This is a genomic window from Phycisphaeraceae bacterium (genome assembly GCA_040222855.1).
Classification (GTDB): Bacteria; Planctomycetota; Phycisphaerae; order Phycisphaerales; family Phycisphaeraceae; genus Mucisphaera.
Window position 1 is genome coordinate 432,266 of record JAVKCD010000003.1, and the last position, 25,498, is coordinate 457,763.

Sequence of the window (25,498 nt, forward strand, 5' to 3'; positions counted from 1 at the left end):
CTTTGACGCCGTTTCACCGTCGTTTACCACCACTTCACCTCGCTTTACAGCCCAAAACCACCCCTCAAAAACCCCTCAAAACACCCCCAAACCGCCACCTCACCCCAAAAACCCCGCAAAAACCCCGCCACAGCCACCCGTGGCTGTGCTCAGCCCAAGGCTGCCCACAGAATCACCCATGCGCACACCCCGCCCCACCTAAACGTGCTTCTCCAGCAGCTCCAGCGCCGCCTCCACATACACCGGCGCCCCCTCCTGCTGCAGCCGAAGCGGGACCATCATCGCCGTCAACGCCCGATACGCCTCGGCCCACTCAGCCCAGTCCTCCTCGACCTCAACGCCCTGCTGCCGCATCGCCTTGACCAGTTGATTGCACAGCTTGCGCCCATCCAAAAGCTCCGGCGACGCCCAATACAAATGCTCAAAATAAATCGCGTCCCGCAACCAGTGCCCAGCATGAACCCGCGCGTAATCGAACAATAACGCCGGCCCCCCAGGCGGAGCCGACCGCGTCATCGCATTCCCCAGGTGCAGATCGCCATGGCACCAATGATTCCTCGGCCGCTGCGCCCAAGTCTCCGCCCAGCCATCCACCCGCTTCCGCGCACTCTTAAGCGCCGCCTTCCACCGCTTGGCCTCCGTGATATCAATATCCCGAACCTTCTTCCGCGCACGCTCCAGCAGCGCATGCCAGTCCCACTCCGGCTCGGGCTCAGGCGTCTCAAACACCGACGCCGCCTTGTAAAACCGCGCCGCCGCCTCAATCAACAGATCAAACTCCACGCCACCCCACGCCGTGCCCAGCGGACCATGCTCGATCCGCTCCATCACCACCCACGCCAGGTCATACCCCCCCACCTCGTCGCCATCAGCCAGCAGCCGCGGCGCAACATCCTCAGCCCCCTGCAGCACCTTGAGCCACAACCGCTCCCGGGGCGGAACCGGCAGCTTCACCACCACAGGCAGCGCCTCACCCCCCTCCTCCCAGATCGCATACCCCGTCAACGCCCCACCCCGCTGCCAATCCGTCCGAAACCAACTCAGATCACGCAGCCTCCCCTCCGACTGCTCGATCAGCCGCCGACCAAACTCAGAACTAAGCGGCAGCCAACTCATCCCGCCGGATGACTCAGCAGGTGGACCAGCCGCCGCAGCGACCAGCTTCGTCTCAAGGTTCTCTTCGGAACCCGAACCGTCAGCCATACTGCCAACCTACGCCCCCGCACCCCCAGCCGCAAGGCTTTTCTCCAACCACCCGGGTACGATCCACCCTCACCTCCAGGCTGCAAGGAGCCCGCCGTGCGCGACCCCCGACTCGACAAACTCGCCGAAGTCCTCGTCCACTACTCCACCGAGGTCAAAGCCAAACAGATCGTCCGCATCTCCGCCGACCCCATCGGCCTCCCCCTCGTGGAAGCCATCTACGAGCACTGCCTCAAAGCAGGGGCCTACCCCTACGTCAAACTCACCCCCGGCTCGGTCGATGACCTGTTCTTCGCCCACGCCACCGAAGAACAGCTCGGCTACGTTAGCCCACTCGCCCTCCACGAGATCGAGACCATCGACGTCTCCATCGGCCTCTGGGCCGACACCAACACCCGCTCACGCAGCCGCGTCGACCCCAAACGCCTGGGCAAGGCCTCCTCTGCCCGCAAACCCGTCTTCGAGACCTTCCTCAGACGCGCCGCCGCCCACGACAAGCCTCAGGACTACCCGGGCGTCAAACCCCTCCGCTGGGTCGGCACCCAGTACCCCACCCTCGCCTCCGCCCAGGACGCCGAGATGTCGCTCCGCGAGTACGAAGACTTCGTCTTCTCCGCCGGCCACCTCGACGCCCCCAGCCCCGCCGCCGTCTGGAACCAGATCAAGACCCGCCAGCAGAAACTCGCCGACTACCTCACCGGCAAGAAAAAACTCCACTTTCAGGCCGCCAACGGCACCGACCTCCACGTCAACGTCGACGGCATGACCTGGGTCAACTGCTGCGGCGAATCCAACTTCCCCGATGGCGAGGTCTTCACCGGACCCAACCTCAACGCCCCCGATGGCGGGGTCAACGGCGTCGTCCGCTACTCCTTCCCCGCCGTCTACCAGGGCCGCGCCGCCGAAGGCGTCGAACTGACCTTCGAGAAGGGCCGCGTCGTCAAGGCCACCGCCGACAAGGGCGAGGACTTCCTCCTGGCCATGCTCGACCAGGACGAAGGCGCCCGCGGCCTCGGCGAAATCGCCATCGGCACCAACTACTCCATCACCGAGTTCTCCCGCAACACCCTCTTCGACGAGAAAATCGGCGGGACCTTTCACGCCGCCGTCGGCGAGGGCTACCCCGAGACCGGCAACCACAACAAATCCGGCCTGCACTGGGACATGGTCTGCGACCTCCGCTCCCCCGAAAACGACGGCGTCGAATCCGCCGGCGGGACCATCACCGTCGACGGCGAAGTCATCTCCAAAGACGGACGCTTCGCCTTCGAAGGCTGGCCGGGGCCCGCGTAGACCTTCAAGACAACTCGGAGACTTGATCACGCCTGGGGTGCAGCACACGAAGGATGCTCAGCGAAGCGCCTTGACGCTGGTAGTAGATCAGGTGCCCAAACCGTGCGATTCTCCACCGACGAAGCCCCGCGAGTCGTGACGAACTCACCCGAACGATCGCCTCGGCTTCGGGGTGGGCACGCAACAGCCTGATGGCCACCTCAAAACGCAGAACGAAGTCCTCTGCCACATCCTCACCAGCATGAACCGTCAAATAATCGACGACATCAAGCAGATCCCGTTCTGACGCCGGGAAGATGACATGACGCATGCCTTAGCCGATCGACGATGCGCGGCTTCGCGGATACGCTCACGCATCCGACGGGTTAAGTCACTCAGATGAGCATCATCCAACATCTTGGGCTCACCCGAGTCCAGCCCCTGATGGAGTTCCTGCTCAAGAACCGCCTGCACCTGAGTCGATTTAAACGCTCTCTGCTCCAGCAACTCGCGGATCACGGCCTGAGCATCGTCACGCCCCTCGGCTTGCAGGATCAGATCAAGAATGAGACGACTGGGCTCCTCGAGATGAATGGGTTCATGCATAGCTATATGTTGACGCGCATCGAATCAGAAATCAAGAAAAAATATACGATTGGAAGATTTATTGCTGGACTGGAAGCGTATCTTCCCGCGAAACGAACAAGTGTCGTTAAAGAATGTTCAGTTCGCCTGAATTTCTCACCCCTCCCCCTGCAGCTTCGCCAGGATGCTTACGTCCTCCAGCGTCGTCATGTCCTGGGTGATCTCCTTGCCCGCGGCGATGTCGCGGAGCAGCCGGCGCATGATCTTGCCCGAACGGGTCTTGGGCAGGGCATCGGTAAACCGCACCAGGTCCGGCTTTGAGATCGGGCCTAGTTCCTTGGCGACGTGGTTGCGGATCTCCTCGATGAGCGCGTCGGACCCCTCGTGCCCGCCACGGAGCGTCACGAAGCTCGCGATGCCGGTGCCCTTGATCTCGTGGGGGAAGCCCACCACCGCCGCCTCAGCGACGGCAGGATGCGACACCAACGCCGACTCGACCTCCATGGTGCCCAGGTTATGGCCGGCGACCACGATCACGTCGTCGGTCCGGCCCATGATCCAGAAGTTGCCGTCCTCGTCCTTCCGCGCCCCATCGCCCGCCGTGTAGTAGCCCTCGACCTTGCTCCAGTAGGTCTCGATGAAGCGTTCGCGGTTGCCGTAGATCCCCCGGAGCATCGACGGCCAGGGCTTGCGGATCACCAGGATCCCGCCAGCGTTGGTCGGCATCTCATCCCCCTCGGAGTTCACCACCGCCGCATCGATCCCGAAGAACGGCCGCGTGCACGAGCCGGGCACGGTGGTCGTCGCGCCCGGGATGGGCGTGAGCATGTGCCCGCCCGTCTCGGTCTGCCACCAGGTGTCCACGATCGGGCACTTCTCCCCGCCAATGACCCGGTGGTACCACATCCACGCCTCGGGATTGATCGGCTCGCCAACTGTCCCGAGCACCTGAAGCGATGACAGGTCGTGCTTCTCGACGTGCTCGCTGCCCCACTTCATGAACGCACGGATCGCCGTCGGCGCGGTGTAGAACTTCGTGACCTTGTGACGCTCGATGATGTCCCAGAAACGATCCTTGTCCGGCGCATCGGGAGCGCCCTCGTACATCAGCGTCGGCACGCGGTTGGGTAGCAAACCGTAGATGATGTAGGAGTGCCCGGTGATCCAGCCGATGTCCGCTGTGCACCAGTAAACATCAGGCGATTCGGCCTCCGCCGTGGCCGGCTTGAGGTCAAACGTCACCTGCGAGGTGGCGTAGGTGTAGACCATGTACCCCGCCGTCGTGTGCATGATTCCCTTGGGCTTACCCGTCGAGCCCGAGGTGTAGAGGATGAACATCAGGTCCTCTGCGTCCAGCTCCTCGGCAGGGCACGTCGCCTCGGCGTCCTTGGCCAGGTCGTGCCACCAGTAATCGCGGCCCTCGGTCATGGTCACGTCGTTCTTGCAACGCTCGAGCACGACCACCTTCTCGACCCGATCGGTCATGGTCAGCGCTTCGTCAACATTGGCCTTAAGCGGGACCGGCTTACCCCGACGCCAGCCGCCATCGGCTGTGATGACGATGCGGGACTTGCCATCCTCCACACGATCCTTGATCGCCGAGGCCGAGAAACCGCCAAAGATGATCGAGTGCGGGGCCCCGATGCGGGCGCAGGCCAGCATCGCCACCGCCAGCTCCGGCACCATCGGCATGTAGATGGTGACGACGTCGCCCTTCTCGACCCCCAGGTTCTTGAGCACATTGGCAAAGCGGCTGACATCCGCCAGCAACTGCTTGTAGTTAATCCGTCGAACCTCGGGTTTGCCACCCGGCGTCGGCTCGCCCTCCCAGATGATCGCCGTGCGATCCCCCAGCCCCGCCTCGACCTGCCGATCCAGGCAGTTGTACGACATGTTGGTCTTCGCCCCGACAAACCACTTGGCGTCCGGTAGCTCCCACTCCAGCACCCGAGACCACTTCTTGAACCAGTGCAGGTCCGCCGCCTTTTCCGCCCAGAACTTCTCGGGGTTCTCAATCGATGCCTTGTGAAGCTCCTCGTACGCCTCGAGGCTCTTGACCCGCGCCTGAGCCGAGAAAGCCGGGGGTGGCGGGAACTTCCGCTCCTCGTGAAGCACCGACTCCATCGCACTCGAATCACCTGAAGGTGTCTGGGCCATGAGACATTCCTCTAAAAACAGGGGAAAAATCGAAAAGAATCAGGATGACCATACAACCGACAGCCACTCGACGCTCGGCATCGAACCGATCAGAGTAAAACCAGCACGGAAACGGATCAAGAACACCCCGCTGGACCTGCTCCCACCGTTTGACCCTGGCCCTCACCCCGGCTTCAATGCCCGCGAGCCCCACCACGACCACGCCCGCAGGCACCAGCACCATGAACGCAACTCCCTCCGCCGCATCGGCTTCCGATCCCTCCCCGCGCTACCGCAGGGTCCTCCTCAAACTCTCGGGCGAATCACTCTGCAAACCCGGTGCCTCCGGCATCGACCCCGAAGAGCTGAGGATCATCGGCCGCGAGATCGTCCAGGCCGCCCAGGTCGGCACCCAACTCGCCGTGGTCGTTGGCGGGGGCAACATGATCCGCGGGGCGACCCTCGCCTCGCAGGGCCTCATCGACCAGGCCACCGCTGACTACATGGGCATGCTCGGCACGGTCATCAACGCCCTCGCCCTCAAAGAGGCCCTCGAACACCTCGGCCAGCCGGCTCGGGTGCTCAGCGCCATCAATCTCTCGTCCGTCGCCGAGACCTTCATCCGGGGCAGGGCCATCCGCCACCTCGAAAAAGGCCGCGTCGTCATCTTCGCAGCCGGCACCGGTAACCCCTTCTTCACCACCGACTCGGCCGCCGCCCTCCGGGCCACCGAGATCGGTGCCGAGCTGGTCCTCAAGGCCACCAAGGTCGATGGCGTCTACGACAAAGACCCCGTCAAATACCCCGACGCCGTCCGCTACGAGAATCTCTCCTTCGACGAGGCCATTGACCAACGCCTCGCCGTGATGGACTTGGCCGCCTTCACCATGTGCCAGACCAACAACATCCCTATAACCGTCTTCAACATGAAAACCCCCGGCCACATTGCGGCCGTTGTGCGCGGCGAGCGCGTCGGCACCCTCGTTACCCCCTGAGCATGCCCACCAGCGATCGTAAGACTCCGCGATCCGTTAAACTCACCGGTCCGGCGACGCCGAAACCCGCCACCTCATGCCCCCTTCTGCTCGCCGAGAAAGGACCCGCCATGGACCTCAACAAGATCGAAAAACAGTGCCAGGAGACGATGGACAAGTCCCTGGACTACCTCCACAACGAGCTCAAAGGCGTCCGCACCGGCCGCGCCTCCACCGGACTCGTCGAATACGTCAAGGTCCAGGTCTACGGTTCCGAAACCGACCTGCGCAGCGTCGCCCTCATCAACGCCCCGGAACCTTCTCAGATCATCGTTAAACCCTACGACGCCTCGACGGTTCAGGAGATCGCCAAGGGCATCGGAGCCGCCGGGCTGGGCCTCAACCCGATCGTGGATGGCAAGCAGATCCGCATCAACATCCCGCCCCTCTCAGGCGACCGCCGCAAGGAACTCGCCGCCTCCGTCAAGCAGATGGGCGAACAGGCCAAAGTCGCCATGCGCAACGCCCGCCGCGACGCCAACAAACACATCGACCAGCTCGCCAAGGACAAGACCCAGCACATCAGCGAAGACTCGATCGAAGAGGCCAAGAACAAGATCCAGGAACTGCTGAAAAAGCACGAGTCCAAAGCCGAAGAAGAGGTCACCCGCAAGGCCAAGGAAATCCAGGAAATCTGAACCCAGCCTCACACTGAGCCTCTGACAGCTCGCCACCTGCGCCCTAGCATTCAGCATGCCGAATCCCAACCCCCGATTGGGTGAAGAACTCCAGATCGACGCCGTCATCGCCGGCGAACGACGCCTCACCCGCGCAGAAGCTCTGCGCCTCTACCACGAGGCCTCGCTTCACGATCTTGGCCAGTGGTCCTCCGCTGTCTGTGACCGCATCCACGGAGCGATGATCGGCCCCGATGGCCAGCGTGCGCTGCGCACCTACGTCATCGACCGCAACATCAACTACACCAACGTCTGCTCAGCGCACTGCACCTTCTGCGCCTTCCGTAGAGACGAAGAAGACCACGACAGCTACATCCTCACCGATGATCAGCTCCACCAGAAAATCCAGGAACTCGTCGACATAGGCGGGACCCAGATCCTCCTCCAGGGCGGGATGCACCCCGGCCTCAAACTCGACTGGTACGAGGACATGCTCCGCGGCATCAAAACCCGGTTCCCGCAGGTCCATGTCCACGGTTTCTCACCCCCGGAGTTCGTCGAGTTCGTCGCCGTTCTCGATATCGAGGGCTTCCCCTCGACCGACCCCAAGAAGAGCCACGAACTGCCCAACGACGTCTGGCAGGCCAAACTCGAAGCCGTGATGCGCCGACTCATGGCCGCCGGTCTTGACTCGCTCCCGGGCGGAGGCGGAGAGATTTTCGCCCCGCACGTCCGCCGACGCATCGGCCTGGGCAAAGCCACCGACACCCAGTGGCTCGACGTGATGTCCTGCGCCCACCGCCTAGGGATGCGCACCTCCGCCACCATGATGTTCGGGCACATCGAGGGCATCGCCGACCGCATCGACCACATGGCCCGCGTCCGCGACCGCCAAGATACCGCCATCGCCGACAACGACCCCGGCCGCTACGTCTCCTTCATCGCCTGGCCGTTCCAACGCGAGAACACCCCCCTGGGCCGTGTCCCCGATTTCGACCGCGAAGCCGGCGACCCCTTCCCAGGCGACACCCTCGCCGACCTCGTCTATTCCAACCAACTCGACCCCAACGACAAGAAAGCCTGCGACGCCGCCGTCCCCGACGCCGGCAAAGTCGTCCGCATGGCGGGGTCCACCGACTACCTCCGCACCCAAGCCATCGCGCGCCTGTTCCTCGACAACATCCACTCGATCGGCTCCTCGTGGGTCACCATGGGCCCCAAGGTCGGCCAGATCGCCTTGTTCTACGGCGCCAACGACATGGGCTCGGTGATGATGGAAGAGAACGTCGTCTCCGCCGCCGGCACCACCTACTGCCTCACCGAACCCTACCTCTGCCACCTCATCCGCACCGCAGGCTTCACGCCCGCGCAGCGCGACAACTACTACAACATCCTCAAAGTCCACGGCGGCGGTGATGGTCAGGCCCCCGACCAGCAAGTCACCGACTGGTCCACCCAACGCGAATCCAAGCTCCACACCGAGTCCGAAGGCACCCCCCGCCCCGCCAGCCCCCAGACACCGGTGACGCTGACGATTGGCGAGGTGTGAAACGGATGAATCCTTCACAAAATTCTCATCGGATTCAGACCCCCAGCAGGTATACTGGAGCAGTGTGAGGAAAATAAGAATCAGGAGAAAGTGATGAAACGCTCAATTCTGACCGTATGCGCTCTGACCACTCTGCTCACCAGCCCCCTCACGGCCTTCGCCGGCGTAGCACCCATCGAGGCGGGCTCACTCTTCTTCCTCTTGGGCCGCAGCGGCGAAACCGACCCCTTTGCCGCCCAAATCTCTGCCAACGTCACCGGGGCCGACGCCATCACCCTCATCGCTCCCGACGGCTCACCCATCCCGCTGGACATGATCGACACCGATAACGGCGACCTCTTCGCCGAAACCAACGCGCCCACCGTGTCAGACCTCCTCGACGGCACCGGCTCCCCCGGCGAATCGACCTGGCAGGTCCTCGTCGAGTTCCCCGGCAGCGTTGTGAGCACCTACACCTTCCAGGCGCTCTTCGAGTCCTCCCTCACGGAGACCGACTTCCCCCAACGCGCCACCATAACCAACCCCACGCCGGGCCCGACTTCGATCGCCCCCACCTCCATCGACTGGACCGAACCCCCCGATGCCGCCCTCGCCGACGCCGTGATCGTTAGCCTCAACTCCGATGCCGTCGGTGACTTCTTCGAGCAGAGCACCCTAGAGGGCACCCTTACCCTCAACCCCGGCTCAGCCAACGAATCGGTCGCGATCCCAGCCGCCACCGACCCCGGCGAGTACCAACTCGATATCGAGTACGCCCGCATCGGCGACCCTACCGCCGTCGGACTATCCACCCTCACCCGCGTTTCCGGACCGATCATCGACTGGGGCCTGCCCGCCGTGGTCGCCAGCCTCCCCTACCCCGACGACACCCCCTTCTACGCCATCACCGCCAACACCGAAGTCCGCTACACCCTCATCGACGTCGATGGCGACTTCAACGACGACTCACTGGTCAACGCCACCGACGCCGACATCCTCTACCAGAACATCGGCCTGACCTTCAGCCCGGAACTCGACCTCAGCCTCAACGGCATCGTCGACGGAGATGACTTCAACCTCTGGCTCGACCACTTCGGCACCCTCCCCGGCGACTTCAACTACGACCGCCGCGTCGACCTCATCGACCTCTCCACCCTCGCCACCAACTTCGGACTCCCCGCCTTCAACGCCTTCCAAGGCGACGCCAACGCCGACGGCATCGTCGACCTCATCGACCTCTCGATCCTCGCCACCAACTTCGGCTTCGACGGCACCTCAGTACCCGAGCCGGCCGCAGCGACGCTTGGGCTAATGAGCCTGGTGCTGATGCGTAGACGCTGACTTCCTACTCCCGGATCTCCACCGTGCTCTCGCCCGACGCCAGCATAAAGTAGACCAGCTCGATGTCCTCATCCAGCAGCCGCACGCAGCCCATTGACGCCTGCGAGCCGATCGACTCGGGCTCGATGGTGCCGTGGATGCCGTAGCCGCGCTTGCCCGCGGTGTTCGCGTCCGCTCCCTCCAGCGCGATCCAGTAGTTGCCGATGGGGTTGCGCGGGTCATCCCGCTGGTAGTACTCACCCGTCCGCGGGTTCCGCCAGTCCGGGTTGACCACCTTGCGCCCAGGCTCGACCACCCACAGCCCATCGGGCGTCGAATCGTTCTCACCGAGCCCCACCGGGAACGAGATCACGTGGATCGCCCCGCCCTGCGGGTCCTTGCCAAACACGTCCATCACATAATGACTCCGCACCACGCGAGCGTGCAGCGGGCCCCGCAAAACCTTGAGATATTGACCCGCACGGATGCGATTCGCGTCCACGCCGTTGATCCGCTCGATGAGCTGATACGGGATATCAAACCGTGGGCCGATCCGTGACAGATAATCCCCCGACTGGATCCGGTACCGCTCGGCGAGATCATCACCGGGCGCGACCTGATCGGAAAACACCAGCGCCGCGTTCACGTCCGCCAGCTGCGCCCGCAGCGCATCCGCAATCGGCTTCGCCGGCATATCACCGCCATACAGTGCCCCGCTCATCACCCGCCGCGCCTCAACCAGCTGGCCCTGCGAGATCAACTCCGCACCACGCTGCACCGAAGCGTCCAATGAAGCATCGACCTGCGCCCAGGTTTGGACCCGAGAGCTCTGCGCCTGCTGCGCCACCAGTTGCTCCGCTGATCGCTCAAGCTCTTCCGAGCCCACGGGCGCCATCGCCTCATCAGCCTGTGCTGGATCACGACCCGGCCGCGTTGCCGAGTTCACGGCAGCCTGCGCCGGACGAGTAGTCGTCGCCACAGCACCCGACCCCGACTCGAACCGGATCGTCGGCGTGCTCAGGCTCTCGACGGGACGCGAGATCGTTGTATTGGGATTAGTCCCCGCGCCCGAGTCCGCTTGAGCCGACTCCGGCGACCCATCACCAAACCCACCCAAGACGTACACCAGCCCAGCAACCAGAACAATCACCAGCAGCAACGCCAACCAACGCTTCCCGCCCCCGCCTCGGCGACGACCCGAAACCCGATACAGCCGGTCCATCCCCGGCCGAGGTGATTGTGATGAAAGAACCATGGGCTGTCCTCCGTGAAACGCCCTTCACGGGCGATCAGGCGGGCGACGGCGTGTCACCCTCTTCCTGATTCGGCGATGTGACGCTTCCTGCGCCACCTCCGGATAGCGTAGCACCCCCACCCCCGCTTTCCGAGACCTCGCCCTCATCAACCCCCGGGACGCTCCGGGAAGCCACCCACGCCAGAAAACGCCCGATCCGCTCCTCGTAACCCCGGTTCGTCGGCGTGTAATAGGTCTTGTCCACCCCCAGATACGCCTGAGCCACATGCCCCTCCGCATCATCGTGCGCGTACCGATAACCCACGCCCCGCCCCAGCTTCTTCGCCCCCGCATAATGCCCGTCCTTGAGATGCTTGGGCACCGGCTGCGTCCGCTGCGCCTTGGCATCACTCATCGCCGACCAGATCGCCGTCGCCGAGGCATTCGACTTCGGGGCCGTCGCCATATAAATGGCCGCCTGCGCCAGCGTCAGTTGGCACTCCGGCATCCCAACTCTGTGCGTGATCTCATAGGCCGCTGCCGCCACCTGAATCGCCTGCGGGTCCGCATTACCCACGTCCTCAGAGGCCAGGATCGCGATCCGCCGGGCAATGAACATCGGGTCCTCCCCTGCATGAAGCATCCGCGCCAGCCAATACACCGCCGCATCCGGGTCAGAGCCCCGCATCGACTTGATGAACGCCGAGATCGTGTCGTAATGCTCATCCCCCGTCCCGTCATAAACGACCGCCTTCTGCTGGATCGACTGCTCGGCCAGCGCCAGATCGATCACCAGCGTCTCAGCCCCCTTCACCACCCCTTCGCTGAGAACCGCGACCTCCAACGCCGTCAGCACCCGCCTCGCGTCCCCATCCGACGCCATCGCCCAGTGCTCCACCGCCTCGGGCGTCAACTCGATCGGCAGCCCACCAAACCCACGCTCCACATCTTCTAAGACCCGACGCAGCAGCGTCTCGATCGCCACCTCATCCAACGGCTGAAACTCGAACACATGCGACCGGCTCACCAGCGGGGCATTGACCGCAAAAAACGGGTTCTCCGTCGTCGCCCCGATCAGCGTGATCACCCCCGACTCCACATCCCCCAGCAGCACATCCTGCTGCGCCCGATTAAACCGATGGATCTCATCCAAAAACAGAATCGTCCGCTGACCATGCAACTCCAGATGGCTCCGCGCACGATCCAGGATCTCTCGAACCTGCTTCACGCCCACCGTCGTCGCGTTCGTCTGCTCAAACCGGCGCTTGGTATGCGCCGCCAGCAGCGTCGCCAGACTCGTCTTCCCCGTGCCGGGCGGCCCACAAAACAGCGCCGACGACAAACGATCCGCCTCCAGCAACCGCCGCAGCAGCTTCCCCTCACCCAGAAAGTGCTCCTGCCCCACAAACTCCCCCAATGATCGCGGACGCATCCGCGCCGCCAACGGCTCCGCCGCCCGCCGACGCTCCGCCCGCTGATCCGACCACAAATCGTCCGAGCTCTTGCTCCGTTCCATCACCAAACCTTATGCCACATCCCATCTGACCCCAACGATACCGCACACTGGGCAGGTTAACCCCAAAACGGCTAACTGAATGTTTCGGCTGTATCTCCACTTCCAAGCCTTTGGAGTGATCTTGGTTTTCACCTGAGTCGATCTTCTGAGCACATGCCCTGGCGGCTCCTTATCCCATGGAGAACATCATGCTCAGCCTCTTCCACTCGCTCAAGCTCAGCACCCGGATCCTCGCCGTCTCGGTCACCATTCTGGTGGCGGTCGTCGCGGTCAACTACGTCCTGGTCGCCAGCAAGTACCAGGCTTCCGCCGAGAAGGCGATGGTCGAGAAAGCCGCCGCCTTCACCGCCGTCGCCGACTCAGCCAAGAACCACACCTCACTCCTTGCCGAGCAGGGTGCCTTCGACCGCGAGAAGCTCCGCGCTGAACTAGAAGCCGATATCGCCGCCGGGAAGCCCTACACCGAATCCAAAGCCTTCAACACCATCCCCGTCGTCGCCGGATGGAAGGCCGCTGAGCAAGCCGCTACCAAAGAAAACATCGAGTTCCGCGTCACCGCCTTCGAGGCCCGTAACCCCAAGAACGAGCCTCAGCCAGGAACCTTCGAGCACCAGTTGTTTGCTGACCTCGAAGACTCTTTTGCTACCGCCACAGATGAGAACATCTATCGCATCAACGAAGAGACCAACGAACTCCACTACCTCCGCGCGATCAAACTCACCGCCGACTGCATGACCTGCCACGGCGACCCCGCCACCTCAAATACCGGTGACGGCAAAGACCCTCTCGGATTCCCCATGGAGAACTGGAAGGTCGGCGACATGCACGGCGCTTTCCATGTCGTCATGCCCATGGCACCCGTTGATACTCAGGTCGCCGGGTTCATCACTTCGGGACTCCTCTTCACCGTGCCCATGACCATCGGCGGAGCCCTCATCATCTTCCTCATGCTCCGGTTTGCATTCGCCAAGCCCATCGCGGCCTTGGTTGAAAGACTCGCTGACATTGCTGAAGGTGATGGCGACCTCACCAAGCGCGTCGAAGATCGACGCTCCGATGAACTGGGACAGCTTGGCAAGGCATTTAATAAGTTCGTCCAGAAGGTGCACGACCTCGTCGCATCCGTCCAGGGTGCCTCTTCCGAAGTTGCCGCCGCATCCACCGAGATCGCCGCCTCATCCGAACAAATCTCCCGCGGGCTCGACGACCAGCAGCAGCAGACCGCCGTGATCGCTGCCTCCGCCGAAGAAATGTCGTCGTCCGTCAACGAGGTCGCCAACCGTGCCGCAGAATCACTCGGCAAGGCCGAAGAAGCAGGCAAGATGGCCGCCCAAGGCGGTGAAGTGGTCCGCCAAACCATCGAAGACATGCAGGAGATCGCCGACGCCGTCAAAGCCACCGCCGCCTGCGTCGAGGACCTCGGCAAACGCGGCGAACAGATCGGTGCGATCATCGAGGTCATCAACGACATTGCCGACCAGACCAACCTCCTCGCACTGAACGCAGCCATCGAAGCAGCTCGCGCCGGTGAGCACGGCAGAGGCTTCGCTGTCGTCGCCGATGAGGTCCGCAAACTCGCCGACCGCACCACCAAAGCCACCGAAGAAATCGCCGAATCCATTGAAGCGATCCAGACCGGCACCGGACAGGCCGTCGAACGTATGCAGTCGGGAACACAGCGAGTCACCCAAGGCGTCGAACGCGCCGGACAAGCCGGAAGCAGCCTGGAGTCCATCGTCGCCGGATCGCGCGAGGTCTACGACCTGGTCCAGAGCATCGCTACCTCGTCACGCGAACAATCGACGGCGAGCCAGAGCGTTACTGAGAGCGTCACCTCGATGTCCTCCGTGATCTCTGAATCTGCCGAAGGCTCACGCCAAGCCTCAGAAGCCGTCAACATGCTCTCTCAAAAGGCCGAGCAGCTCGCCTCGCTCATCGGCAAGTTCAAACTCCAAGCTCCCGATCGCCGCAAAGACGAAGGACCGGTCCCAAAGCACATCAGCGATCAACGAATCGATGTCGTTGCTAGCGGCCGAAAGCTCAACCAGTAAAGCAGACGTGACGAGAAAATCGCCATGGAACAACCCAAACCATGGCAACAGCAAGACCGATATTCCCATCACCGATAACCCAGCGACGGAACCTCCCAAGCCGCTGAGGCCGCCCAGCAGCTCTCCCTCCAGTCCGAACAGCTCATGTCCCTCATCGAGCAGTTCAAGACCAACAAGGACTAAGCCCAGCTGGGGCATGAAGGACACGACCAACACACTCCGCGCCGCGGGTCTCCTGAAAAGGAGGCCCGCGGTTTTATTCCACGGCTACACTGCCCTCATGGCTGGCGTTGTCGTTCAATGGGAGATGTCCGGGCTTGACTGCCTGGTGATCGGGGCCGGACCCACCGGCCGCCGACGGGCTGCGCTCATGACCGACCTCGGTGCCCATGTCACCGTCGTCGCACCCGACGCCAACCCCTCCGATCTCCCCGCCTCCGTCACCGTCTTCAACCGCCTTGCCGCCCCCGCCGACCTCCACGGCCGCCACCTGGTCATCCTCGCCACGGACAACCCCGACACACAGCACAGCCTCATGCAGGCCGCACAAGCCTTGCGCATCCCGGTCAACCGAGCCGACGACGGCGACGCGGGCGACCTCACCTTCCTCGCCACCCGATCTGCCGGCCCCCTGACCCTGAGCGTCTCCACCGCAGGGGCGTCCGCTTCCGCCGCCGTGACCATCGCCGAGGAGGCCCTCGCCGCCGTCGCGCCCGACTGGACCGCCCTGCTCGAAAAAGCCGCCGCCGAACGCGATCGCATCCAGCAACAAATCCCTCCGGGCCCCGCTCGACAGCAAATCCTCCGCCAGCTTGTCAATGAAGATTCACGAGCCGCCGCACGAGAAAGCGATCAGGCCCTAAGAGACCACTGGGATCAGCTCATCAGTCAAGCCCAAACCTCCGCGACCACGCAGAAGCCCAAGCCATGAACCCCAACGCCATCACACCCCTCATCCTTGGCGTACTCACCGCTGCCGCCCTGACGGCGTGGCTCATGGACACGCGCAACCTCATCAGCAAGTCACCTCAGACCCCCGCGACCACCCTCCTTGGCTGGATCACCACCCTCGCCACCGCCGCCCTTGGCATCACCCGATGGCTCTCCACCGACGACTGGCAACCCCTTCACAGCCATCTCGACGGCCTCGTTTTCATCGCCACGCTCCTGGGCATCGCCATCCTCTATCTCGCCAGCCGACCCCGACTCGGCCGCGTTGGCGTCATCGGCTGGCCCGTCATGGCCTTCCTCCTCGCCTGGGCGCTCTGCGCTTCAGCCTGGACCTACCGCCCCTTCCGACTCGATTCCATCGAACCGGTCTGGCGCATCGTCCACCTCGCCTGTGTCTACCTCGGCACCCTCTTCGCCCTGCTCGGCGCGATCGCAGGCGTCACCTACCTGCTGGTCTACCGCTCCATCAAACACCACAGCCTCGCCGCTCGACCCGGACTCCCCAGTCTCGAGTGGACCGAATCCGCCGTCATCCGCGCCACCACCCTTGGCTTTGCCATGCTCACCGTCGGCCTGATCTCGGGCGTCGTCGTCGTCACCGCAGAACCCGGCCGACTCGGTCCCGACTGGTGGTTCAGCCCCAAAGTCCTCCTCGCCGCCATCACCTGGCTGGTCTTCGCCCTGGCCATGAACGTCCGCCATATGAGCCTCTTTCGCGGCAAACGCGCCGCATGGCTCGCCATCACCGGGCTCATTCTCCTCCTCACCGTCCACGGCCTGGTCACCGCATGGCCCGCCTACTCCGACGCCGACAACAACTCGCCGACTCAAGACGCGGAGGCGGCACCATGAGCCTTGGCGTCATCGCCCTCGACTACCGCCAGGCCGGCGTTGATCGCCGCGAATCCATCGCGAGGCGCATCGCCCGCACCCCCGATGCGCTCGCACAACTCCGCTCCGCCGCCAACCTCGACGAATGCGTCCTCATCTCCACCTGCAACCGCGTCGAGGTCTACTGGTCCGCCGACCACACCGTCGAACCACGCCACGTCGCCGCCTGGCTCGAACCCGAACAATCCCTCGGACACTGGCAACCGCTCGCTGGCCGCGACACCATCGCCCACCTCATGCGCGTCGCCGCTGGCCTCGAATCCATGGTCCTCGGCGAACCCCAGATCCTCGGCCAGGTCCGCCTGTCCTACACCGAGGCCAACGAAGCCGGCAGCGTTGGCCCCCACCTCCACGCCCTCTTCCAGAAAGCCCTCGCCGTCGGCAAGAGCGCCCGCCAGTCCACCGCCATCGGTGAAGGCCGCACCTCGGTCGCCAGCATCGCCGTCACCCACGTCCGTGGCGTCTTCGACAAGCTCAGCGAGAAGACCATCCTCTCCGTCGGTGCCGGGCACATGTGCAAAGCCATGCTCCGCAGCCTGGAGAACGAGCGTCCGGCTCGCATTCTCATCGCCAATCGCTCCACCCAGCGTGCTACGGCACTCGCCGAGTCCCTCGGCACCGACGCCACCGTTTGCGTCTGGGACAACATCGCCGAAGCCCTGAGCCAGGCCGACATCGTCCTCTGCGGGACCGGCTCCTCAGAACCCGTGCTCACCGCTGAACTCTGCAAGACGGCGATGCACCATCGCAAGCAGCAACCCCAGGTGATCGTCGATGTCGCCGTCCCCCGTGATGTCGAACCTGAAGTCGGCCAGCTCCCCAACGTCTTCCTGGTCAATGTCGATCAGCTCCAGGACCTCGCTTCGCGCAACCTCGGCAAGCGCGCCGACGCCGTGACCGCCTGCGAACAGATCATCGAAGCCGAAGCCGATGCGCTCATCCAGATGCTCGCCCGCCAGGAAGCCGGACACGTCATCCGCAAACTCCGCCAACGAATCCAGGCCATCGCAGATGACGAACTCGCCCGCACACGCCAACGCATCGCCTGCCTGGATGGGAGCGCTGACGAAACCGAAATCATCATCCAGGAGCACACCCGCCGACTCCTCAACAAGATCCTCCACCTCCCAGTCTCACGGCTGGGCACCTCGCATCGCGTCAACCTCCTGAGCCAGATCCAGGTCCTCGAAGACGCCTTCCTGCTCGACGAACCCCTGCCAAACCGCCCGCCGACACCCGAGCCCGTGGACACCCCCGCCGACCAGCGGTAGCGTGCCCGCGTGACCCAAGCCCCCACCCCATCAAGCCTGCCTACCACGCTCACCGCTTGTCTTGCCCTCACCGCAGTCAGCTCGTGGGTCGTTGTCCAGCAGGGCATGCTCCCGATCAACGCGTGGGCGAGCATCGAGCAACTCCTCATCCTTCTGACATCCGGCCTCTGGGTCACCATGATCTGGATCGCTGGCTACGGCCTGGGCATCGAAGGAGCGCGTGCCCTCGATCCACAAAGGACATCACCTGTCGATCCACTCGCCGCGTCAATCCTTGGCGTCGGTGCGATCCTGCTCGGCCACTGGGTCAACGCCGCCACCATCGGCCTCGCCGCCTGGGCCGCCTGGCTGCTGGTCGGGCCGCTCGCGGCACTCGGCCTCTGGCACATCACCAAACGCATCCGATCCGGAGCGCTTCAAACCCTCAACCCACACCCGCTGATGGCCGCGCTGGGCTTGCCGCTGGGACTGCTCCTCGCCGCCGCCGCGTGCCCACCCGGGACGCTCTGGCGCGTCGAGGCTTATGGCTACGACGTGCTCTCCTACCACCTCCAGCTCCCGCGCGACTGGCAGACCATCGACGCCCTCTACGGCCTTGACCACAACGTCTACAGCTTCTTTCCGAGCCTGATCGAAGCCGGCTACAGCCTGCTGCTGACACTCTCGGGCAGTAAAAACACGATGATCGAGGCCGCGTCGCTGCTGCACGCCTCGCTCGCGGTCGCCGCTGCGCTCGTCATCGCGCGCATCGCAGGCCGCCGATCCAAAGCGGTCGGGTGGATCGCCGCCACCGCGTTCCTGGCGATGCCCTGGGTCCTGGTCACGGGGTCACTCGCCTACAACGAGATGGCCGTGCTCGCCTTTGCCGCCCTGGCACTCGACCGCTCCGTGCGTCCGGGCAGGATCAATGCTGACGACGGCATCGTGATCGGATTACTCCTGGGCTTCGCCACCGCCAGCAAACTCACCGCAGGCCCGATGCTCGCGATCCCGATCACCGCGATCGCGCTGCGGCGGGTCTTTAGTGAGAGCAAAACCCACAAGCCACGCGCGACCTTCGACCTCGCGCTCACGATCGTGATCGCAGGAACGATGGTTCTCGCACCCTACTTCATCCGCAACACGGTCCAGACCGGCAACCCGGTGTTCCCCTTCGCGACCTCGGTCTTCGGCACCGGGCACTGGTCCGCCGACGAGGTCGATCGCTGGGATCGTGCCCACCTGGCCGGAGCAAAAGAGGGTGAATCATGGCTCGGATCACTCGACCGACAGTGGCTGCGCAACACCGGCTACGGCGCGATCGGCGGGTGGACCGTCCCTATCGAAACCCGCAACATCGCACGCTTCAACCAAGAAGGCGGATTCCCGCTCCTCGGCATCGTCGCGCTGGCGGGCCTGATCATCGGACTGCGATCCAGAGACCACCGCCCTCTGACCTTCGTGCTGATGACCATGCTCCTCTGGCAGATATTCTTCTGGAGCGTAACCACGCACCTGCAAAGCCGATTCCTCATCCCGACATTGCTGCCCATGGTGTTGCTCACAGCGCTGGCCGTTGAGACGACGCTCCGCGGGCTAAAGACCGTCAAGCCTGTCTTCTACGGCGTGACATGCCTCTGGCTGTTCCTGATCTACGGCGTATCGACCACGACCTTCTGGAAGCAGACGCTGCCGATCCGCCCCGATGGCTTTGAACGATCGTTCCCAGCCCCCCCGGCGCTGCTCGTCGGCGCCCTCGAATCAGGCGGGGCCAACGACCACCCCATCAATCAGTTACCACCCGAGTCAAAAACCTACCTCGTCGCGGACACCTCGAGACTGCTATATCTCGATCGGCCGTTCGTCTACGAGAGCGCGTTCGACCGTTCCCGACTCGGCGACTGGATGCGCTCCGCCAACGGCGACCATCAGCAACTCCTCACCACGCTGCGCGGAGAGGGCATCACCCACCTCTGGGTGCACTGGAGCGAGCTGGATCGGCTGCACGCCACCTACGGCTACGATCCCGATGTGACACGCGAGAGCTTGATGAGGCTGATGCAAGGCTGGTTCGTCATCGACAATCAGGGCTACGCAGCGCTGATCCGCATCCCACCCAAGCCAGCCACCGATGAGTAACCACAACAGGACGACGATGATGAAGCACCTGATCGGCAGCCACCTCTCCATCGCCGGCGGACTCGAAAACGCAGCGATCGAAGCCAAAGCCCTGGGCATGCGCTGCGTGCAGGTCTTCACGAAAAATCAGCGCCAGTGGTCGGCCCCGCCTCTCAAGGACGAGACGGTCGAAAAATGGCACGCCGCCGTCAAGGATGCCAAGCTCAAAACAACCGTCAGCCACGACAGCTACCTGATCAACCCCGGCTCCACTGACGCAGGGACACGGAAAAAATCGATCGACCTCCTGGTCGTCGAGATCGAGAACTGCGCGACACTCAAGATCCCCTACCTGGTCATGCACCCGGGTGCCCATCTGGGCGACGGCGAGGAAAAAGGCATCGACCGGATCGCCAAGGGGATCGATCAGGCGCACGAGCGCACCAGCGATGCCGACGTGCTGACCTGCTTGGAGGTCACTGCAGGACAAGGCACGAACCTCGGTTACAAGCTCGAGCACCTCGCGGCGATCATCGACCGCTGCGACTCCGCCGAGCGCCTCGGGGTCTGTCTGGACACCGCACACCTCATCGCAGCCGGGTACGACCTGACCTCGGGGGACGGCATGGCGTCGGTCATCAAAGAGATCAAGCAAGTCCTGACCTTTGATCGCATCAAGGTCATCCACGTCAACGACTCGAAAGTCGAGCGCGGCAAGCGGGTCGATCGGCACGAGCACATCGGCATGGGACATGTCTCGCCCGAGGCCTTCGGCGTGCTCCTGAATCACAAGGTGCTGGGCAAGCTCCCGTTGATCCTGGAGACGCCCAAGGGCGAAGCCCCGGACGGCCGCTCATGGGACCTGGTGAACATCGAAGCACTCGAAGCCATGGCAGAGACAAACTCATAACAGTGGCTAAATATTGTGCCTGTGTGGGGGGGGGGGCGGGGGTGGGGTAAAAAGTCTTGACCGGGCAATGTTTAGACGTCATTCTTGGGTTGGTTCAGAGGGCATTTGAACCTTTGCGAAAGGAGTGGCCAGCCAGCAAGACGATTCGCTTCTCATCCTGGGCCGCGCGTGCAGCACGTTGATTTCGCTATTTTTCTTCCGATTCATTCCGCACGCCGGCCTTTTTTGTTACCTGAGCCGAGGGTGATAGCGTGACGCGGAGCGCAGTCGTGCTGGTAAAGTCCGGGGATGAGTGATCCCAACCTTCACGTTCTCGATCATCCGGTCGCCGGGGACGCGCTGCGGCAGCTCCGTGACGAGCGGACCGAACCACCCGCGTTCCGGGGGGCCATGCACCGCCTGACGACGCTGCTCGGCGCCCAGGCGCTGCGCGATGCCCCGGTTCGTCAACTGTCCGTGCGCACTCCGCTCGAGAAAACCCAGGCGGTCACCTTCGCCAAGAGGGTGCTGATCTCGCCGGTGCTGCGCGCCGGCCTGGGGATGGTCGATCCGATCCTGGCACTCGTTCCCGAGGCGGTGGTCGGCTGTCTTGGGTTCTACCGCGACGAGACATCGCTCGAACCGGTGCCGTATTACGAGAAGCTGCCGACGCCAGCCGAGGACTGGCTGACGCTGCTGGTCGATCCGATGCTCGCCACCGGCGGAACCGCCGTGGCGGCGATCGACCTGCTCAAGGCCAACGGCTTCACCGACCTGCGCTTGGTCTGCGCGCTAGCCGCACCCGAGGGCGTGGCAGCAGTAAGGTCTAAACACCCGGAACTACCGATTCACGCCGGCGCGCTCGACCGGCAACTCAACGAGAAAGGCTACATCCTTCCCGGCCTCGGCGACGCAGGCGATCGACAGCTGGGGACGTTGTGAGATGCCTGGTCTTGGTTGACTATGCAAGTACAAGATCGATAAAGGCCATGAGGATGATGAAGCAAGTTGTGCTTATTAACGCGTAAAGCAGAGTCTGCTTCCAAGTCGGCGGCGTATTGGATGACAGGAAACGGATGGCCCATGGCCATGACAAGAACTGAAACGTGAAGAAGAAAATCGCCAAGAAAATATAGTAGGCAAGTGGTTTCATCATCTGACTCTGAGACTTCCGCGTTGCCCAAACCGGATATGCTTCAAACCATCAATCCCTGTCTATACGGGTCAAGTAGATAGGTAACCGTGCGTCCCGAGATAGTGAAACGATGCACCATCGATTGCTGAGATCACACAGGCCAGAATAACCCTCCGCCATTGCTTTAGATGGCGTTCAGAATAAAACAGCATCAGCGCTGCTAGCGGCACGGTCACGAAAAAGCCTAAACCGATTGACCACCAGATGCTGTGCATCGCTTAGAACTCCTTAGCCCAACGCAGTATTCATATTAGCAGATACATGAGAAACACCTAGTGTCTTCTGGTGCCTGTTCAGGTTGCTGGCTGTAGCTATCAGTGCTGCACATGGCCCAGGACAGTCCTAGCTACTTCCTGCCATCCAGAATCGCCTCAATCCCGTCCACGATCTCATCGGGAGTTTGGGTGCTCACGTCGAGGGTGTGGTGAGCGAGTTGCCGATAGGTGGGTTCGCGTTGGGCGAGGACAGCAGCGACTTCATCGGCGGCGGAGGCCCGGCCGGTGAGCGATGGACGGTCGGCACCGTCGGTGGTGTCGGCGGCGATGCGCTCGGCAAGGACCTCGGCCGGAGCGTGGAGGTAGAGGATCACGCCGGTGGTGTAGGTGAGCAGGCGCTCGGTGACGGCGGGCTGGACAGGCGTTCCCCCGCCCAGGGCGGCGACAAAGCCCGTGCCCTGCAGGAGTTCGAGGGCGATCTGGGTCTCGACCTTCCGGAAAGCGGGTTCGCCATGGGTCGCGAAGATGCTGGAGACCTCAGCTCCCTGAAAACAGTCACGGACCAGCTTGTCAGTGTCGATCAGACGCAGGCAGCGTCGCTCGGCGAGGAGTCTGCCGATGGTGGTCTTGCCCGACCCGCGGTAGCCGATGAGGACGATATCCATGAGGGTGATTGTAGGGCCAGGCGCGGGCGGCTAGGGTGAAGCAATGGACCGACGTGAACAGATCGCCGGATTACGACTGGAGAAGACACGCAAACGGCTCAGCCGTGGCGAGAGAGACCTCACCCTCGGGTTCATGCAGAAGCAGTTTCAGGTGGGCATCGAGCGGCCGTGGAAGCGGCTCAGTGAGATCATTGATGTCTGGGGTGCGGTCATGCCAGCGGAGGTCGTCGAGCGAACAAGGCTGCAGGGACTCCAACGAGGCGTGCTGCGAGTCGGCGTCTCCGACAGTGCGATGCTTTACGAAGTCGACCGGCTGCTGCGATCAGGGTTGCAGCGCGAGCTGGTGCAGCAGGTCAAGGGTGGCGGAGCGACGCTCCGAAAAGTCCGGCTGTCTGTCGACCTGATCGCGGCCCCGACGAGTGATGACGGCTCTGGAGACTATGCATGACTGCAATGCGACCGTTGACCGCCATGATGCTGACTGCAGGCATGCTCCTGAGCGCAGGCTGCGTGATGTCACCCGCAGCGACCGGCCAAGGCCGGTCAGGCCAGGCGACAGCAGAGCCCATTCAGATCGCATCGGTCGCGATGAAGCCAGGGCAGACGATTGATGTTGAGCTGGACCCCGCCCAAGCGGGGCTCAGTAAGACGCAGCGGAGCGTCGAGACCGATACCGAAGGGAAAAGCACGATTATCCTCAAGGGGGTCCGTGAATCGACGTGGGTTCGAGGTGGTGATGGCGGGTGGGCGTTGGCCGAAGATGTGGATCACGCCGAAAAGGTCCGGCTGGAGTATGAACCACCGCTGGCCGTAGTGCCCCCTGAACTCAGCCCGGGGCAGCAGTTGAAAGCCGAGGGACGCGTGCGCATCCTCCGCCTGGAAGATGGGAGCCAGCGAGAGGCGGGGTCCTACACGAGTGTGTTATCGGTGGAGCCGACAGCGAGCGGGTTCACGCTCAAGGAAGAGCGAACGCTGGACCTGAATCTGGCAAACGTGGATATCAACCTTGAGACCGTTTATGACGGTCGTAACGGTTTTATCAATCAGATAACGCTGGTCAAAACCTCGGTCTTCGGGGTGGGTGGGAACGCCGAGAAAAAGGTAATCCGTCGGGTGGATTGATCAGCTTTAGGGACAGCCCAAGGCGCATGAACCTAAAGGATGGCTGGCGGGTGCTCGATACCTAAGCAAGAGGGTCGAGTCCCGGGTCTTCAGGAGCCATCGTGAAAGCCATCCGCATGATCTGCCCAAACCTCAGGTGCCGCGCGGTGCTGTCCGTGCCGGAGACGGCCCGCGGCAAGAAAGTGCGATGCAAGGCGTGCAGCGCCCGGATCTCGGTACCGTTACCCGCCGCCGAGCCTGTCGAAGCCGGAGAGCAGGCCAAGCCGCCGAAGGCCTAGACGCATACTCGCCATAAAACGTCTCGCCTCCGCCCGATCGACATCCAGTTGCCATCTCGACTCAGCCCATCCGCCTCCACATCCTCAGCAATCACCCCGCATAGCTCTCAGAACGAACCCCATGATCCCCTTGAGTCAAGCTGCAGGTCCACCCACAGACTCAAGCGGAGACCACTCGGCAGCGGGCCAACCGACCCCTCCACGCCACGCTCACCCCTCAACTCCCTAACCTATTCCCCATGCCTCCCTCCACCACCCCCGCCACCCTCGCCCGCCAGGTCCTCGCCGCCGAAGCCGACGCCATCCGCGCCATCCCCCTCGACGACGACACCTTCAACCAAGCCACACAACTCATCGCTGACCGATGCACCCACAAGGCCGCAGGGGCAGGGGGCTCGCTCGTCGTCTCCGGACTCGGCAAGTCCGGACTCATCGCCCAGAAACTCGCCGCCACCTTCGCCTCCACCGGAACACCCGCCCACTTCCTCCACCCCGCCGAAGCCATGCACGGCGACCTCGGCCGCGTCCGCTCACACGACACCGTCCTCCTCCTCTCCTACTCCGGCAACACCGACGAACTCGTCAACCTCGCCTCCATCCTCAAACAAGACAACGTCCCCACCATCGCCATCGTCGGACCCCAAAACTCCGACCTCCAACGACTCGCCAACCTCACCCTCCACGTCGGCGACATCACCGAAGCCTGCCCCAACAACCTCGCCCCCACCGCCTCCACCACCGCCATGCTCGCCCTGGGCGACGCCCTCGCCCTCGCCGTCTCACAACAACTCGCCTTCTCACCCGAAGACTTCCACAAAGTCCATCCCGGAGGGGGCTTGGGCCGACAGCTCATGCCCGTCGCCGAAGCCATGCGCTTCCGCACCGGACCCGATGGCAACCTCCCCCTCATCCCCGAATCCACCACCCTCGCCGACGCCTTCGCCGCCGCCACCGAAGCCGCCACCCGCACAGGCGTCCGACGCGCTGGCGCCCTCCTCGCCATCCACTCCGACGGCACACTCGCCGGAATCTTCACCGACGGCGACCTCCGACGACTCCTCGCCCACCCCCCCAACACCACAACCAACCCCTCCTCCGCAACCAGCATCCTCAACACCCCCCTCGCCAACATCCTCACCCGCAACCCCACCACCCTCAACCACACCCAAACCGTTCGCGACGCCGTCCGCATCATGCGCGAACTGAGAATCGATGAAATCCCCGTCCTCGACAACCACAACAAACCCCTCGGCATGATCGACGTCCAGGACCTCGTCGCCCTCAAAGTCATTCAGGGCTGACCTCCAACCCAAAACAACAATCAACCCAACGATACGAGCGCCAAGCGCCAAGCCTGGGGTCCACGCACAAAACCTCAGCAGCAAGCAACAAGCTCGCCACCCTCCGGTCATCATCAACGAGCAAACC

The 25,498-nt window shown here is 63.3% G+C and carries 23 protein-coding genes; 15 read left to right on the forward strand and 8 right to left on the reverse strand.

Going from position 1 to position 25,498, the window contains the following annotated elements:
- Positions 1-198 precede the first annotated feature (198 nt).
- Positions 199-1,203, reverse strand: coding sequence for an aminoglycoside phosphotransferase family protein (locus RIG82_01950; protein ID MEQ9459702.1), 1,005 nt, complete (start codon positions 1,201-1,203; stop codon positions 199-201).
- 96 nt (positions 1,204-1,299) lie between these two features.
- On the opposite strand from RIG82_01950, the gene RIG82_01955 reads away from it, so the two are divergent.
- Positions 1,300-2,496, forward strand: coding sequence for an aminopeptidase (locus tag RIG82_01955; protein MEQ9459703.1), 1,197 nt, complete (start codon positions 1,300-1,302; stop codon positions 2,494-2,496).
- A gap of 4 nt (positions 2,497-2,500) precedes the next feature.
- On the opposite strand, the gene RIG82_01960 is transcribed toward RIG82_01955, so the two are convergent.
- The 3 genes from RIG82_01960 to acs form a co-directional block, all read right to left on the reverse strand.
- A complete protein-coding gene (locus RIG82_01960; protein ID MEQ9459704.1) occupies positions 2,501-2,749 on the reverse strand; it encodes a type II toxin-antitoxin system RelE/ParE family toxin in 249 nt (82 codons plus the stop codon).
- Positions 2,746-3,081 carry a hypothetical protein gene (locus RIG82_01965; protein ID MEQ9459705.1) on the reverse strand — a complete coding sequence of 112 codons (336 nt, stop codon included), beginning with the start codon at positions 3,079-3,081 and terminating at the stop codon, positions 2,746-2,748. Before RIG82_01965 ends, RIG82_01960 begins: the two co-directional genes overlap by 4 nt.
- A gap of 135 nt (positions 3,082-3,216) precedes the next feature.
- Positions 3,217-5,217, reverse strand: coding sequence for an acetate--CoA ligase (acs, locus tag RIG82_01970; protein ID MEQ9459706.1), 2,001 nt, complete (start codon positions 5,215-5,217; stop codon positions 3,217-3,219).
- A 176-nt stretch (positions 5,218-5,393) separates the two neighbouring features.
- Here acs and pyrH point away from each other — a divergent pair, with 176 nt between their 5' ends.
- The 4 genes from pyrH (at position 5,394) to RIG82_01990 (ending at position 9,716) form a co-directional block, all read left to right on the forward strand.
- Entirely contained in the window at positions 5,394-6,191 is a 798-nt protein-coding gene (gene pyrH, locus RIG82_01975; protein ID MEQ9459707.1) for a UMP kinase, read from the forward strand.
- Positions 6,192-6,193: 2 nt separating this feature from the next.
- Complete coding sequence (gene frr / locus RIG82_01980; protein MEQ9459708.1) at positions 6,194-6,868, forward strand: ribosome recycling factor; 675 nt, start codon at positions 6,194-6,196, stop codon at positions 6,866-6,868.
- A gap of 55 nt (positions 6,869-6,923) precedes the next feature.
- Positions 6,924-8,396: a radical SAM protein gene (locus RIG82_01985; protein ID MEQ9459709.1), complete on the forward strand. Its 1,473-nt coding sequence runs from the start codon at positions 6,924-6,926 to the stop codon at positions 8,394-8,396.
- 93 nt (positions 8,397-8,489) lie between these two features.
- On the forward strand, positions 8,490-9,716 hold the full coding sequence (locus RIG82_01990) for a hypothetical protein (protein MEQ9459710.1): 1,227 nt from the start codon (positions 8,490-8,492) through the stop codon (positions 9,714-9,716).
- 4 nt (positions 9,717-9,720) lie between these two features.
- Here RIG82_01990 and RIG82_01995 read toward each other — a convergent pair whose 3' ends face one another.
- Together RIG82_01995 and RIG82_02000 are read right to left on the reverse strand one after the other, a co-directional pair.
- On the reverse strand, positions 9,721-10,950 hold the full coding sequence (locus RIG82_01995) for a L,D-transpeptidase family protein (protein MEQ9459711.1): 1,230 nt from the start codon (positions 10,948-10,950) through the stop codon (positions 9,721-9,723).
- Between the two features lie 34 nt (positions 10,951-10,984).
- Positions 10,985-12,445 carry a replication-associated recombination protein A gene (locus RIG82_02000; GenBank protein ID MEQ9459712.1) on the reverse strand — a complete coding sequence of 487 codons (1,461 nt, stop codon included), beginning with the start codon at positions 12,443-12,445 and terminating at the stop codon, positions 10,985-10,987.
- Between the two features lie 188 nt (positions 12,446-12,633).
- On the opposite strand from RIG82_02000, the gene RIG82_02005 reads away from it, so the two are divergent.
- From RIG82_02005 to upp, 7 genes are all read left to right on the forward strand, one after another.
- On the forward strand, positions 12,634-14,496 hold the full coding sequence (locus tag RIG82_02005) for a methyl-accepting chemotaxis protein (GenBank protein ID MEQ9459713.1): 1,863 nt from the start codon (positions 12,634-12,636) through the stop codon (positions 14,494-14,496).
- Positions 14,497-14,776: 280 nt separating this feature from the next.
- Positions 14,777-15,427 carry an NAD(P)-dependent oxidoreductase gene (locus tag RIG82_02010; GenBank protein ID MEQ9459714.1) on the forward strand — a complete coding sequence of 217 codons (651 nt, stop codon included), beginning with the start codon at positions 14,777-14,779 and terminating at the stop codon, positions 15,425-15,427.
- Positions 15,424-16,299: a cytochrome c biogenesis protein CcsA gene (ccsA, locus tag RIG82_02015; GenBank protein ID MEQ9459715.1), complete on the forward strand. Its 876-nt coding sequence runs from the start codon at positions 15,424-15,426 to the stop codon at positions 16,297-16,299. The genes RIG82_02010 and ccsA overlap by 4 nt, the downstream gene beginning before the upstream one ends.
- Positions 16,236-17,609 (forward strand): glutamyl-tRNA reductase, encoded by a 1,374-nt coding sequence (gene hemA / locus RIG82_02020; protein ID MEQ9459716.1) that lies wholly within the window; start codon positions 16,236-16,238, stop codon positions 17,607-17,609. Before ccsA ends, hemA begins: the two co-directional genes overlap by 64 nt.
- A 9-nt stretch (positions 17,610-17,618) precedes the next feature.
- On the forward strand, positions 17,619-19,727 hold the full coding sequence (locus tag RIG82_02025) for a hypothetical protein (protein MEQ9459717.1): 2,109 nt from the start codon (positions 17,619-17,621) through the stop codon (positions 19,725-19,727).
- A complete protein-coding gene (locus tag RIG82_02030) occupies positions 19,720-20,616 on the forward strand; it encodes a deoxyribonuclease IV (GenBank protein MEQ9459718.1) in 897 nt (298 codons plus the stop codon). Before RIG82_02025 ends, RIG82_02030 begins: the two co-directional genes overlap by 8 nt.
- Positions 20,617-20,904: 288 nt before the next feature.
- Positions 20,905-21,537, forward strand: a complete 633-nt coding sequence (gene upp, locus RIG82_02035; GenBank protein ID MEQ9459719.1) for a uracil phosphoribosyltransferase — start codon at positions 20,905-20,907, stop codon at positions 21,535-21,537.
- 282 nt (positions 21,538-21,819) lie between these two features.
- Here the strand turns inward: upp and RIG82_02040 are convergent, their stop codons facing one another.
- Positions 21,820-22,005: a hypothetical protein gene (locus RIG82_02040; GenBank protein ID MEQ9459720.1), complete on the reverse strand. Its 186-nt coding sequence runs from the start codon at positions 22,003-22,005 to the stop codon at positions 21,820-21,822.
- A 131-nt stretch (positions 22,006-22,136) separates the two neighbouring features.
- Positions 22,137-22,670 carry a shikimate kinase gene (locus tag RIG82_02045; protein MEQ9459721.1) on the reverse strand — a complete coding sequence of 178 codons (534 nt, stop codon included), beginning with the start codon at positions 22,668-22,670 and terminating at the stop codon, positions 22,137-22,139.
- A 43-nt stretch (positions 22,671-22,713) separates the two neighbouring features.
- On the opposite strand from RIG82_02045, the gene RIG82_02050 reads away from it, so the two are divergent.
- The 3 genes from RIG82_02050 to RIG82_02060 all read left to right on the forward strand — a co-directional run bounded on the left by RIG82_02050 (position 22,714) and on the right by RIG82_02060 (position 25,371).
- The gene (locus RIG82_02050) at positions 22,714-23,118 is read left to right on the forward strand and encodes a hypothetical protein (GenBank protein ID MEQ9459722.1); all 405 of its coding nucleotides are present in this window, start codon (positions 22,714-22,716) and stop codon (positions 23,116-23,118) included.
- Positions 23,115-23,792, forward strand: coding sequence for a hypothetical protein (locus RIG82_02055; protein ID MEQ9459723.1), 678 nt, complete (start codon positions 23,115-23,117; stop codon positions 23,790-23,792). Before RIG82_02050 ends, RIG82_02055 begins: the two co-directional genes overlap by 4 nt.
- A 517-nt stretch (positions 23,793-24,309) precedes the next feature.
- Positions 24,310-25,371: a KpsF/GutQ family sugar-phosphate isomerase gene (locus RIG82_02060; protein ID MEQ9459724.1), complete on the forward strand. Its 1,062-nt coding sequence runs from the start codon at positions 24,310-24,312 to the stop codon at positions 25,369-25,371.
- The last annotated feature ends 127 nt before the right edge of the window (positions 25,372-25,498 follow it).

What these genes read in the sequence shown, in the direction of transcription:
- RIG82_01950 (MEQ9459702.1), bottom strand. Translation starts at nt 1,203, where the DNA reads ATGGCTGACGGTTCGGGTTCCGAAGAGAACCTTGAGACGAAGCTGGTC.
- RIG82_01965 (MEQ9459705.1), bottom strand. Translation starts at nt 3,081, where the DNA reads ATGCATGAACCCATTCATCTCGAGGAGCCCAGTCGTCTCATTCTTGAT.
- acs (MEQ9459706.1), bottom strand. Translation starts at nt 5,217, where the DNA reads ATGGCCCAGACACCTTCAGGTGATTCGAGTGCGATGGAGTCGGTGCTT.
- pyrH (MEQ9459707.1), top strand. Translation starts at nt 5,394, where the DNA reads ATGCCCGCGAGCCCCACCACGACCACGCCCGCAGGCACCAGCACCATG.
- frr (MEQ9459708.1), top strand. Translation starts at nt 6,194, where the DNA reads ATGCCCACCAGCGATCGTAAGACTCCGCGATCCGTTAAACTCACCGGT.
- RIG82_01985 (MEQ9459709.1), top strand. Translation starts at nt 6,924, where the DNA reads ATGCCGAATCCCAACCCCCGATTGGGTGAAGAACTCCAGATCGACGCC.
- RIG82_01990 (MEQ9459710.1), top strand. Translation starts at nt 8,490, where the DNA reads ATGAAACGCTCAATTCTGACCGTATGCGCTCTGACCACTCTGCTCACC.
- RIG82_01995 (MEQ9459711.1), bottom strand. Translation starts at nt 10,950, where the DNA reads ATGGTTCTTTCATCACAATCACCTCGGCCGGGGATGGACCGGCTGTAT.
- RIG82_02000 (MEQ9459712.1), bottom strand. Translation starts at nt 12,445, where the DNA reads ATGGAACGGAGCAAGAGCTCGGACGATTTGTGGTCGGATCAGCGGGCG.
- RIG82_02005 (MEQ9459713.1), top strand. Translation starts at nt 12,634, where the DNA reads ATGCTCAGCCTCTTCCACTCGCTCAAGCTCAGCACCCGGATCCTCGCC.
- RIG82_02010 (MEQ9459714.1), top strand. Translation starts at nt 14,777, where the DNA reads ATGGCTGGCGTTGTCGTTCAATGGGAGATGTCCGGGCTTGACTGCCTG.
- ccsA (MEQ9459715.1), top strand. Translation starts at nt 15,424, where the DNA reads ATGAACCCCAACGCCATCACACCCCTCATCCTTGGCGTACTCACCGCT.
- hemA (MEQ9459716.1), top strand. Translation starts at nt 16,236, where the DNA reads ATGGCCCGCCTACTCCGACGCCGACAACAACTCGCCGACTCAAGACGC.
- RIG82_02030 (MEQ9459718.1), top strand. Translation starts at nt 19,720, where the DNA reads ATGAGTAACCACAACAGGACGACGATGATGAAGCACCTGATCGGCAGC.
- upp (MEQ9459719.1), top strand. Translation starts at nt 20,905, where the DNA reads ATGAGTGATCCCAACCTTCACGTTCTCGATCATCCGGTCGCCGGGGAC.
- RIG82_02040 (MEQ9459720.1), bottom strand. Translation starts at nt 22,005, where the DNA reads ATGCACAGCATCTGGTGGTCAATCGGTTTAGGCTTTTTCGTGACCGTG.
- RIG82_02045 (MEQ9459721.1), bottom strand. Translation starts at nt 22,670, where the DNA reads ATGGATATCGTCCTCATCGGCTACCGCGGGTCGGGCAAGACCACCATC.
- RIG82_02050 (MEQ9459722.1), top strand. Translation starts at nt 22,714, where the DNA reads ATGGACCGACGTGAACAGATCGCCGGATTACGACTGGAGAAGACACGC.
- RIG82_02055 (MEQ9459723.1), top strand. Translation starts at nt 23,115, where the DNA reads ATGACTGCAATGCGACCGTTGACCGCCATGATGCTGACTGCAGGCATG.
- RIG82_02060 (MEQ9459724.1), top strand. Translation starts at nt 24,310, where the DNA reads ATGCCTCCCTCCACCACCCCCGCCACCCTCGCCCGCCAGGTCCTCGCC.